The sequence below is a fragment of the Bordetella tumulicola genome (genome assembly GCF_054779135.1).
In genome coordinates this window covers 230,087-241,636 of sequence record NZ_BAAGYU010000006.1, presented here as the reverse complement: position 1 = coordinate 241,636, position 11,550 = coordinate 230,087, and the positions used below count along the sequence as shown (strand labels likewise).

The following is an 11,550-nucleotide window of genomic DNA, read 5'->3' as shown; positions in this document are numbered from 1 at the left end:
TCGAAAAGGCCAAAAGGCCTCCCGGTCGGCCCGTCATTAGGACACCTCACATGCTCTCCCTGTTCCAGCGAAAACGGCCCCCGGTCGCTGCCGCACCGACGCCATCACCCGTCACCGACCTCCCGAAAGGGCTGCTGCGTCCTGAGTCGGCCGCATCGCTGCTGGCCACCCCACGCCGGCAGAAGCTGCTGGAGCACATCTGGCAGCGCACGTCGCTCTCACACCGGCAATTCGTCACCCTGTACCGCACGCCCCTGGAACGCTACGCCGAACTGGTCCAAGCCTTTCCGGCCTCCGAAGCGCATCACCATGCCTATCCGGGCGGCATGCTCGACCACGGCCTGGAGATCGTGGCCTACAGCCTGAAACTGCGGCAGTCCCATCTGCTGCCCATCGGTGCCAGTCCCGAAGACCAGGCGGCGCAGTCCGAAGCCTGGACCGCCGCCGTCGCCTATGCTGCGCTGCTCCACGATATTGGCAAGATCGCCGTCGATCTACACGTCGAACTGGCCGACGGCAGTACTTGGCATCCGTGGCATGGCCCGCTGCACCAGGCGTACCGATTTCGCTACCGTGACGACCGCGAATACCGCCTGCACAGCGCCGCAACAGGCTTGCTCTATCGCCAACTGCTCGACCGCCACGTCCTGGACTGGCTCAGCGACTATCCGGCTCTCTGGGCACCGCTGCTCTATGTGCTGGCCGGTCAGTACGAACATGCCGGTGTACTGGGGGAACTCGTCGTGCAAGCAGACCGGGCGTCGGTGGCCCAGGAGCTGGGCGGCGATCCGGCGCGCGCCATGGCCGCGCCTAAGCACGCACTGCAACGCAAGCTGCTGGACGGGTTGCGCTACCTGCTCAAGGAACAGTTGAAGCTGAACCAGCCGGAAGCCTCCGATGGCTGGCTCACCGAGGATGGTTTGTGGCTGGTGAGCAAGACGGTCTCGGACAAACTGCGCGCACACCTCCTGTCTCAGGGGATCGATGGCATTCCTGCGAACAACACCGCCGTGTTCAACGTGCTGCAGGACCACGGCATGCTCCAGCCCACCTCGGACGGCAAAGCGGTCTGGCGCGCGACCGTCACCAGCACGACCGGCTGGTCCCATTCGTTCACCCTGTTGCGTCTCGCTCCCGCGCTGATCTGGGAGTCTGGCGAGCGACCAGCACCTTTCGCAGGCACGGTAGAGATCGACGCGACGCCCGCAGAAAACGACGCCAGCATGTCGGCTCCCGTGCCAACCGTCTCGGTGAACCCAGCGCAGGGAGGTCAAGAGCCTCCAATTTGGGAGGACGACAGCACCACCATCGTTTCACCGCCCGCGGCCCAGCCCGTGCCCGACGTCATGGAGGACTTGCTCGCGATGGTGGGCTTAGGTGAGTCGGCCGGCGTTGGACAGGATGCCGAAGAGTTCCTCCACCCTCCCGCGCCAGCAACAGCCGCGACGTCCATTCCATCACCTGTACCCGCGCCTACGCCTGGGTCATCGGCAACGAAGCCATCCACGGAACAGTTCATGGTTTGGCTGAAGCAGGGAATCACCTCACGACGGCTCATCATCAACGACGCGAAGGCGCTCGTGCATACGGTGAATGACACGGCCTACCTGGTCAGCCCGGGTGTGTTCCAACGCTATGCGCAGGAGCATCCCGAAGTGGCCGCGCTCGCCAAGCAGGAGAATCAACAGGATTGGCAGTGGGTGCAGAAGCGCTTCGAGAAGCTGCAGCTACATCGCAAGCACCCCAATGGCCTGAACATTTGGACCTGTGAAGTCACGGGCCCGAGGAAGTCCCGCCGACTGCATGGCTACCTCCTTGAAGATGGGTCCTTGGCATTCCCCGAAATACCGCCCAACAATCCCTATCTTGCTCTGACTCAGGAAGGATGACGCGATTCGGGCATTGATCGCCACCGTCGTTTGGCGACGATCAATACCCCGCGAAAGCTGGCAACATTTGGCGAACTGAGCTACTCGGCCCGCGCCAACTCCTGCGCAAGGAACGGAGCGGTTCGGCTGCCAGACGTTCGGGCCACCTGCTGAGGGGAGCCCGCCACCACGATGCTGCCGCCGGCAGCGCCTGCACCAGGCCCCACGTCGATCACCCAATCGGCCTGAGCCACCGCGCGCATATCGTGCTCGATCATCACCACGGTGTTGCCGGCATCGACCAGGCGCTGCAACTGCACCAGCAGCCGGTCGGCATCGGACGCATGCAGCCCGGTGGTTGGCTCGTCGAGCACGTACAGGCTTCGGCCGCGCTGGCTGCGCTGAAGCTCGGTCGCCAGCTTGATGCGCTGCGCCTCGCCACCGGAAAGTTCCGTGGCCGGTTGCCCCAGGCGCAGATAGCCCAATCCGATATCGCGCAGCAATTGCAGGGGCCGGGCCACGGCGTCTTCACCCGCAAAGAATTCGCTGGCTTCGTCCACGGTCATCTGCAGCACCTCGGCGATGTTGCGCCCGTTCCATTGCACCTTCAGCGTGGCCTCGTTGTAGCGTGCGCCATGGCACGTCGGACACGGGGCGTACACGCTGGGCATGAACAGCAACTCCACACTGACGAAGCCCTCGCCCTCGCAGGTCTCGCAACGCCCCTTAGCCACGTTGAACGAGAAGCGCCCGGCGTCATAGCGGCGGCGTCGCGCATCGGGCGTGGCGGCGAACAGCTTGCGCACGTGGTCGAACAGGCCGGTGTAGGTGGCCAGGTTGGACCGGGGCGTGCGCCCGATCGGCTTCTGGTCCACCTGCACCAGGCGCTGTATGGCGTCCACGTCGCCCGCCAGATGACCGCCAGTCGCTTCGATCACTGCCGGCCCTTCGCTGGTGGCGCTTTCGGCCGCGTCGTCCTCGGGCTCGTGGCCCAGGTGCAGTAGCACCAGCTCCGGCAGCGCCTGCGCGACGAGGCTGGACTTGCCCGAGCCGGAGATGCCGGTGACGGCCGTCAGCACGCCCAGCGGAATGCGTGCGTCCACGCCATGCAGGTTGTGACGATGGATGCCCTGCAGCTCCAGCCAGCCGGTCGCTTCGCGTGCCCGGCTTCCCGGCGCGGCGATTTCGTCGAACAGATAGCGGGCGGTGCGCGATTCGGCAATCTTGCGCAGGCCGTCCGGCTCGCCGCTGTAGAGCACGCGGCCGCCACGCTCCCCGGCATCCGGCCCCACATCCACCAGCCATTGCGCGCGGCGCATCAGGTCCAGGTCGTGCTCGACCACGAACACCGAGTTGCCCGCGTCACGCAGCCGGTCGAGCGCGTCGTACAGCGCCTGGCTGTCGGAGGGGTGCAACCCCGCCGAGGGCTCGTCGAGCACGTACACAACACCGAACAGCAGGGAACTCAATTGCGTGGCCAGCCGCAGGCGCTGCAACTCGCCGGCCGAAAGCGTCGGCGTGGCCCGGTCCAGCGTCAGGTAACCCAGGCCCAGCCCACGCAGTTGACGCAGGCGCGCCATCACACCGCCGGCCAGGCGCTGCGCGGCGAGGCGCTTTTCTTCCGACAGCGCGGAGGTGCGGCGCACGTCGGGCGATACCGCATGGACGGCACGGCCGGAGGCCGCGCGTTCGGCACGGTCGCGTCGGGTCGCTTCCTTGTCCGTAGCCGCCCCCGCTGCATGGGCGCGGAAATCGCCCTGGGCAATGGGTTCGAGCAAGGCCGCCAACTGGTCCAGCGGCATCTGCATGAACGCGCCGATGTCCACGCCGGCGAAGGTGACCGACAGCGCCTCGGGCTTGAGCCGCTTGCCGTGGCAGGTGGGGCACGGCTTGCCCTCCATGAACCGGGACACGCGCTTTCTCATCAGTGCGCTTTGGGTATTGGCAAAGGTGTGCAGCACATACCGCCGGGCGCCGGTGAAGGTGCCCATGTAGCTCGGCTCCATCTTGCGCTTGAGCGCCGTGCGGGTCTCGGCGGGCGTGAAGCCGGCGTACACCGGCACTGTCGGTGTTTCCTCGGTGAACAGAATCCAGTCGCGGTCCTTCTTCGGCAGGTCCTTCCACGGTCGGTCAACGTCGTAGCCCATGCTGACCAGGATGTCGCGCAGGTTCTGGCCTTGCCAGGCGGGGGGCCAGGAGGCGATCGCCCGCTCGCGGATGCTCAGGGAGGGATCGGGCACCATGATGGCCTCGGTCACCTCGTACACATGGCCCAGGCCGTGGCAGGTCGGGCACGCTCCCTGCGGCGTGTTGGGCGAAAAATCCTCGGCGTACAGCATCGGCTGGTTGGCTGGGTAGGCGCCGGCGCGCGAATACATCATCCGCACCAGGCTGGACAGGGTGGTCACACTGCCCACGGAGGAACGCGCGTTGCTGGAGCCCCGCTGCTGTTGCAACGCCACCGCCGGCGGCAGGCCGTCGATCGCATCGACGTCCGGCACGCCGGCCTGGTCGATCAGGCGCCGCGCATAGGGGGCCACCGACTCGAAGTAGCGCCGCTGCGCCTCGGCGTAGATGGTGCCGAAGGCCAGCGAGGACTTGCCGGAGCCGGAAACGCCGGAGAACACCACCAGCGCGTTACGCGGGATGGAAACGTCCACCTCTTTGAGGTTGTTCTCGCGCGCGCCGCGCACTTCCACCATGCCGCTGGCCGCAGCGGTACAAGAGGATTCACCGAAAGAATTGTTTGGCATGTTCTTATCCTGTAGTTCGTCCCGCTCAGGACGGGACTTCCTGAGTTCGGGGGCCGCGGCGACTGGCTTCGAGCGCCGCGGTGACAGTGCGGGCGTCGTAGCTGCCGCGCAGACGACGACCCTCGACGAAGAACGTCGGCGTGGCGTGCGCACCGCTGGCGACGGCACTGGCGAGGTCGCGCTCGACACGCTCGATCACCGCGGTGCTGTCGAGATCCGCGATGAACCGTTCGACGTCGAGCCCAAGCTCGGCGGCGTAGCCGATCAGATGCTCGCGCTCCAGCGCATGCTGACGGGTGAACACGAAGTCCAGCCACGGCCAGAACATCCCCTGGTTCGCCGCTGCCTCGGACGCCCGCGCGGCAATCGGCCCGTGCGGGTGGTGCGGCAGATGGCGCACCACATACCGCAGGTCGTCCCCGAAGTGGGCGCGCAGATCGTCCCACGAACCGGTGGCGTGCGCACAGTACGCGCACTCGAAGTCCACGTACTCGACGAGTGTGAGCTGGGCGTCCTCCGGCCCGCGGATGTGATCGATCTCCGGATCGACCGGTGGCTCAAGCACCATCGGCAGGTCAGCGGTCTTCTCACCCCACCGCTGGGCGGCGACCTTGAAGATCAGCCACCCGAGCAACGTGGCGAACACCATCGACACGAGCACGCCGACCGTCGCCTGGCGGCCCAAGTCGGAGGTCGTGCCGAACGCGAGCCCGATGATCAGCAGCGACACGGTGAACCCGATCCCGGACAGTGCCGCACCACCGAACACGCTGCCCACCCCGACGCCCTCGGGCAGCCGGCCCAGGCCGAGACGGACGGCGATGAGAGTGATGAGCCCGATGCCCAGGAGCTTGCCGAGCACGAGCCCTGCGATGACGCCCCACGTGACTGGCGAGCCGAAGGCCTCGGCGAGCAGCCCGCCACGCACGTCCACTCCGGCGTTCGCCAAGGCGAACACCGGCACGATCAGCAGCGCCGTCGGCAGCCGCAGGAACTCGTGCAATCGCTCGTTCACCGAGATACCCCGGGACAGCCCGCAGTCCACCGCGCGGGCCGATGCGGCACTCGGAGACTGCCAGAAGTCGCGGAACAGTTGTTTTGCCGCGACGACCTTGTGACGTTGCGTCGCGTAGGCGGGGATCAGCAGCCCCGCGGCCATCCCGGCGAGAGAGGCATGGATGCCGGAGTACACGGTTGCGAGCCACAGCACGATCACGATCAGCACATACGGCATTGCCCGCCACTGGCGGGTGCGCCCTAGCCGCCACAACGCAACGAGACTGGCGAGGGCGATCAACAACGGGACGATCCGAATCTCATCGCTATAGACGATGCCGATGATGGACACGGCGAGGAAGTCATCGACCACGGTCAGGGTGAGCAGGAACACGCGCAACTGACCGGATAGCCGCGGGCCGACGATCGCCAGGGTGCCCAGCATGAATGCCGTATCGGTGCCGACCACCGCCCCCCACCCGTGCAGGCCCTCACTTCCGGCCAGCCCCACGATCAGGACATACACCAGCGCGGGAAGCACGACACCCGCGACCCCCGCGATCAGAGCGAGACGGGCACGGCTGCGATCCCGGAGCGATCCGTGGGCGAACTCCTGACGCACCTCCAGGCCGATCAGGAAGAAGAAGACCACCATCAGGCCGTCGTTGACCCAGTGATGCAGGTCCATGTGCAGGCCCAGCGGCCCGAAGTCAAACCCGACGTCCAGGTGCCACAACTCGAAATAGGCATCGGATAGCGGCGAGTTCGCCCACGCCAGCGCCACGACCGTGACGATCACCAGCAGCACCGCAGCACCAGACTCCGTGCGCAGATAGCGGGCAACGCGTCCCCGGCTGATCTTCGCCGAGGATGCACCGAAAGAAGTGGCTGACATGTTCTTATCCTGTTCCTGTAGTTCGTGAAGTCGCGATGAGCCGGTTTCGGAGACGACCAGTCAGGCGTCCGCCTCTGGCAGCGTCCCATCATCCAGCGAGCGCAGCCAAGTAAGCCTTTCTCCCAGCCTGCGCTCAACACCTCTGTCCGTTGGCTGATACCAGCCCGGCCGCGCCACGCCCTCGGGAAAGTAGCTTTGCCCAGCGGCATAGCCGTTGGGCTCGTCATGGGCGTAGCGGTAGCCTTCGTGATACCCCATCTGCTGCATCAGCTTCGTCGGCGCATTGCGAAGATGGAGAGGCACAGGCAGGGAGCCGTTGTTCTTGACGAAGGCCTTCGCCTTGTTCCAGGCGGCATAGGCAGCGTTCGACTTGGGGGCGGCAGCAAGGTAGGTCGCCGCGTGGGCAATCGGTATTTCGCCTTCGGGGGAACCCAGCCTCTCATAAGCCAGCGCGGCATTGAGCGCCAGTTGCAGCGCCTGCGGGTCGGCATTGCCGATGTCTTCGCTGGCCACCACGATCATGCGGCGCGTCACCTGGCTGACGTCGCCGCTGCCGTCGAGGATGCGGGCCAGCCAGTACAGGGCCGCGTCGGGGTCGGAGCCCCGCAGCGACTTGTGGAAGGCGGAGAGCTGCCAGTAGAACTCGTCGCCGCCCTTGTCGAACCTGCGCAGTGATGGGCTGGTGGACAGTTTGGCAAACTCGCCATCGACCACGGCCTTGCCCGCGCCCGACGCAGCATTCGTCACCTGCTCAAGCAGATTGAGGAAGCGCCTGCCATCGCCATCGGCAAAGCCCTTGAGCAGATCCAGCGCGTCCGCGTCCAACGTGACGCCCTGGAGATGCGGCAGTGCGCGTTCGTAGAGCTGGTTCAGTTCGTCGCCGGACAGCGGTTCGAGGGTATAGACCTGCGCGCGCGAGAGCAGCGCGGAATTGACCGCCAGCCCCGGATGCTCGGTCGTCCCCCCCACCAGGGTCAGGAGCCCCGACTCGACATGGGGCAGTAGGGCATCCTGCTGCGCCTTGTTGAAGCGATGGATCTCATCGACGAAAAGCACCGTCGATCGACCATGGTTGTCCAGTTCTGCCTGGGCCTCGTCGATGGCTTGCCGGATGTCCTTCACCCCGGCAAGCACGGCCGAGATGGCGATGAATCGGCTGTCGGTCGCACTGGCGGCCAGGCGCCCCAGGGTGGTCTTGCCCACGCCTGGCGGCCCCCAGAGGATGAACGAGTGCAACTTGCCCGCCTCGAACGCGAGACGAAGCGGCTTGCCGGGGCCGAGCAAGTGCCGTTGCCCGACGAATTCATCCAGCGTCTTGGGCCGCAGGAGTTCGGCCAAGGGAGGCTTGGGCTTTGTCGTGAATAGATCGGTCAAGTTCCTCTCCCTGGCATTTCTGATAGTTGACGTTCCGATAACGTTGGCACCTCAATCCAGGGAGCCGGATTTGTCCAACGCCGCGGGCTCTTTGTCGCTAATCGCATGCATGATGATGCGAGAGCCGCGGTAGCCGATGCTGTGGTTCCATACCCAGCTCAAAGCGACGCTGAGACGATTTCGCGTACCGATCAGAAAGTAGATGTGCGCCAGCTTCCAGATCCACCACGCAAAGGCACCACGCAGCTTCACCCGCCCCATGTCAATCACCGCCAGGCTGCGGCCGATGGTGGCCAGGTTCCCCTGATGCCGGTATTTGAAAGGTCCGTCAGCGGGCTTGCCCTTCAAACGCCGTCCAATGAGGTTGGCGACGTACTTCCCTTGCTGTTTGGCGGCCGGGGCGATGCCCGGCACGGGCTTCCCATCGGCCATGGTGCACGAGGCTGTATCGCCGATGGCGAAGACCTCCGGCCGACCGGCCACCGTCAGGTCAGGGCCAACGACCACCCGACCCGCACGATCAGACGCAGCGCCCAGCCAGCGAGCCGCGGGAGACGCCTGGACTCCGGCGGCCCAGACGATGGTCTTGGCCGAAAGGGGCTTGCCACCGTACACCACGCCATCGGCCGAGCATTCGGTGACCGGCGTACCCAGCACGACCTCGACGCCGAGCTTTTCGAGCGCCTGGCGCGTATAGGCCGAAAGATCCTCTGGAAAGACGGACAACAGACGCGGGCCAGCCTCGATCAGTACAACCCGCGACGTGCTCGGGTCGATCGAGCGAAAGTCACGCGCCAGCGTGTCTCGTGCAAGCTCGGCGATGGTTCCGGCCAATTCAACCCCGGTGGGACCACCACCGATGATGACGAACGTCTGCAGCGCGGCACGCTGCTGAGGATCGCTCGTGCGCTCAGCCTCCTCGAAAGCCGCGAGGATTCGGCCCCGAATGGTCGTGGCATCTTCCAGCGTCTTCAACCCCGGCGCGAAAGCCCCCCATTCGTCGTGTCCGAAGTAGGCATGGGTAGCGCCTGTCGCGAGCACGAGCGTGTCGTAGGTTTGCCGCAATCCATTGTTGAGAATGACCTGACGCGCGTCCTGGTCGATACCTTCCACTTCCGCCATCAAGGTGTTCACTTCCGGGCGATTTCGGAAGAGATAGCGAATAGGCCAGGCGATCTCGGATGTCGAAAGTGACGCCCCTGCAACCTGGTAAAGCAAGGGTTGGAACAGGTGATGATTGCGCCGATCGATGATCGTCACATCGACCTCGGCACCAGCAAGCTGGTTGGCAACCTCGATCCCGCCGAAGCCCGCTCCGATAATGACGACGTGATGTCGGTTTTTGGAGGTCTTTGTCATGACCTGATCTCCTCTCTCTCAGCGTTTCAGCGCCGATGCGTGGTGTGCCATATGCTCGCCAATGAAACTGGCAATGAAGTAGTAGCTGTGGTCGTAGCCTGGGCGCAGATTCAACGTGAGCGGGTGCCCCGTCTCGTCGCAGGCCTTGCGCAGCAGGTCGGGCTGAAGCTGGCTCTCCAGGAACTCGTCGCCCAAGCCCTGGTCCACCAGCAACGGCAAACGCTCCTGCACGGTGCGAATCAGCTCCACGGTGTCGTACTGTTTCCACACCTCCCGATCGCTGCCCAGGTACGCCTCGAAGGCCTTGTGCCCCCAGGGAACCTGGGTGGGGGCGACGATGGGCGAGAAGGCCGAGACGCTTCGATAACGGCCCGGGTTGCGCAGGGCGATGACCAGAGCACCGTGTCCTCCCATGGAATGGCCGCTGATGCTCCGCTCCGCTGTCACGGGAAAGTGGGCCTCGATCAGCGCCGGCAGTTCCTGCACGACGTAGTCGTACATCCGATGATTCGCAGCCCAGGGTTCCTGTGTGGCATTGACGTAGAACCCCGCGCCCTGTCCGAGGTCATAGGCAGGATCGTCGGCAACGCCTTCGCCGCGAGCGCTGCTATCGGGCGCGACGACGGCAATGCCATGTTCGGCCGCGTAGCGCTGGACGGCGGACTTGGTGATGAAGTTCTGCTCGGTGCAGGTCAGGCCCGAAAGCCAGTACAGCACCGGCACTTTGCCGTGCTGCGCCTGCGGAGGCAGATAGACGCCGACCTTCATCGTGCAACCGAGCGTCGTCGATTCATGCTGATAAACGTCCTGCCAACCATCAAAGCTGGCGTGATGTTCGATGCGTTCCATGTAGTTCTCCTATGTTCAAAGGAACGGCGCAGCTCTCGCGCGCCAAGACGGCAGCTCGTCAGGAAGATTTCTCTTCCGCCACCGTGTCGCCGTGGGCATGCCTGATCCTGCGCACGATCCACCAGATCGTCAGCATCACCGCAGGCACCAGAACCGCCATCACCGGCGCCACGCTGTCGTGAACCATCGGAATGCCCTTGAGCAAGTAGCCGAGAAGACTCACGACGTAATAAGAAATTGCCGCGACCGACAGGCCTTCGACGGTCTGCTGAAGGCGCAATTGCATCTTGGCCCGGTTGTTCATCGACGCCAGCAGATCGCGGTTCTGGCGTTCAAGCTCAACGTCGATCCAGGAACGCAGCAACGCGATGGCCCGGGTCAGCTTGTCTGAGAGCTTGGCCTGGCGCTCCTTTACGGATTGGCATGTCCGCATGGCTGGAGCGATGCGGCGCTGCAGGAAATCCGCCCAGGTGCAGTACCCGGATACGGCCTCTTCCGAAAGCGCTGCCAGCCTTTCCTCGACGATCTCGTAGTAGGCACGGCTGGCACCGAAGCGATAGAGATTCGCCGCAACTCCAGCTTCCAGCTCGGCAGCCAGGCCGGTCAATTCGGACAGCAGCACGTCGCTGTCGCGCCGTTCCACCAAGCTCGTACACATCTCGTCGGTGATCGCCGCAAGGCGCGACTCCATGCGTCGCAGCTCCGACGTCATCGATCGTGTCAACGGCAGGGACAGCAACGCCAAGGTACGGTAGGTCTCGATCTCCAGCAGACGTTGAGCCAGCGCACCCGCCCGCGCCGGGGTCAAATCGCGGGCCAGGACGAGGATCTGCGTCAGGCCATCCTCATCCTGTCGGAAGTCGGTCAGAATGGCGGCAGAGCCGTTCTCCACCAGCGAGTAGCACAGGCTGGCAGGATCGAAGCGATCGGCCTCCTTCTCCGTTTCCGGCGTCCACGGAAGAAGTCTCAAACGGATGCCGGATACGACCGGGCCGGGAGGCACAAATCCATGCCTGAACGGGTTTTCGCCGCACGGCTCTCCCGTCTCGGAATCCAGCGAAGCGCACCAGAGATACGTCGAGAACTCGGTGTGCTTTTCACAGTGCAGGTCTCCTTCGTCCCATGTCACGCCGTGAAGCGGCGTAGCATGGTCGGGTTCGGCAACGCCGAAGCGATGAGACAACTCGCTCATCGCCATCTGATCCTTGGCCTGGTCGCCTTCGGTCATGAAAGCGAGCTGCAATATGCCGCGCGGGGCCTGAATCAACAGATGCGGGCGCGCATGCACTTCACCCACGGCGGCAGCACGATCGGTGTAGGCCGGCATGCCGTACACGGTGGCGGTCGGGGTGGGTTGTACGGTCGTCGTATTTATGTTGGCCGGCTCTTTCATAACGACCTCATTTCTTCTTGGTTGAAAAACACGCTTCAAAGCAAATGCCCGCAGCCATGCGTT

Annotated in this window: 7 protein-coding genes; 1 reads left to right on the top strand and 6 read right to left on the bottom strand. The window is 64.7% G+C overall.

What is annotated here, in order from left to right:
* Nucleotides 1-50: 50 nt before the first annotated feature.
* Nucleotides 51-1,889: a MobH family relaxase gene (gene mobH, locus ACYVDM_RS05060; protein ID WP_019726349.1), complete on the top strand. Its 1,839-nt coding sequence runs from the start codon at nt 51-53 to the stop codon at nt 1,887-1,889.
* A gap of 80 nt (nt 1,890-1,969) precedes the next feature.
* Here the strand turns inward: mobH and ACYVDM_RS05055 are convergent, their stop codons facing one another.
* The 6 genes from ACYVDM_RS05055 to ACYVDM_RS05030 are packed head-to-tail and all read right to left on the bottom strand — an operon-like array spanning nt 1,970 to nt 11,487.
* Nucleotides 1,970-4,621 carry an excinuclease ABC subunit UvrA gene (locus tag ACYVDM_RS05055; RefSeq protein WP_019726350.1) on the bottom strand — a complete coding sequence of 884 codons (2,652 nt, stop codon included), beginning with the start codon at nt 4,619-4,621 and terminating at the stop codon, nt 1,970-1,972.
* A 25-nt stretch (nt 4,622-4,646) separates the two neighbouring features.
* Complete coding sequence (nhaA, locus tag ACYVDM_RS05050) at nt 4,647-6,512, bottom strand: Na+/H+ antiporter NhaA (RefSeq protein ID WP_019726351.1); 1,866 nt, start codon at nt 6,510-6,512, stop codon at nt 4,647-4,649.
* A gap of 60 nt (nt 6,513-6,572) precedes the next feature.
* On the bottom strand, nt 6,573-7,886 hold the full coding sequence (locus ACYVDM_RS05045) for a replication-associated recombination protein A (RefSeq protein WP_009459628.1): 1,314 nt from the start codon (nt 7,884-7,886) through the stop codon (nt 6,573-6,575).
* 51 nt (nt 7,887-7,937) lie between these two features.
* The gene (locus ACYVDM_RS05040) at nt 7,938-9,245 is read right to left on the bottom strand and encodes an NAD(P)/FAD-dependent oxidoreductase (RefSeq protein WP_019726352.1); all 1,308 of its coding nucleotides are present in this window, start codon (nt 9,243-9,245) and stop codon (nt 7,938-7,940) included.
* Nucleotides 9,246-9,263: 18 nt separating this feature from the next.
* On the bottom strand, nt 9,264-10,094 hold the full coding sequence (gene fghA, locus ACYVDM_RS05035) for an S-formylglutathione hydrolase (RefSeq protein WP_007182551.1): 831 nt from the start codon (nt 10,092-10,094) through the stop codon (nt 9,264-9,266).
* A gap of 58 nt (nt 10,095-10,152) precedes the next feature.
* Nucleotides 10,153-11,487, bottom strand: coding sequence for a DUF3422 family protein (locus ACYVDM_RS05030; protein WP_019726353.1), 1,335 nt, complete (start codon nt 11,485-11,487; stop codon nt 10,153-10,155).
* Nucleotides 11,488-11,550: the final 63 nt, after the last annotated feature.

Coding starts and splice junctions, on each gene's coding strand:
- nhaA (WP_019726351.1), bottom strand. CDS start 6,512: ATGTCAGCCACTTCTTTCGGTGCATCCTCGGCGAAGATCAGCCGGGGA.
- mobH (WP_019726349.1), top strand. CDS start 51: ATGCTCTCCCTGTTCCAGCGAAAACGGCCCCCGGTCGCTGCCGCACCG.
- ACYVDM_RS05040 (WP_019726352.1), bottom strand. CDS start 9,245: ATGACAAAGACCTCCAAAAACCGACATCACGTCGTCATTATCGGAGCG.
- ACYVDM_RS05055 (WP_019726350.1), bottom strand. CDS start 4,621: ATGCCAAACAATTCTTTCGGTGAATCCTCTTGTACCGCTGCGGCCAGC.
- ACYVDM_RS05030 (WP_019726353.1), bottom strand. CDS start 11,487: ATGAAAGAGCCGGCCAACATAAATACGACGACCGTACAACCCACCCCG.
- fghA (WP_007182551.1), bottom strand. CDS start 10,094: ATGGAACGCATCGAACATCACGCCAGCTTTGATGGTTGGCAGGACGTT.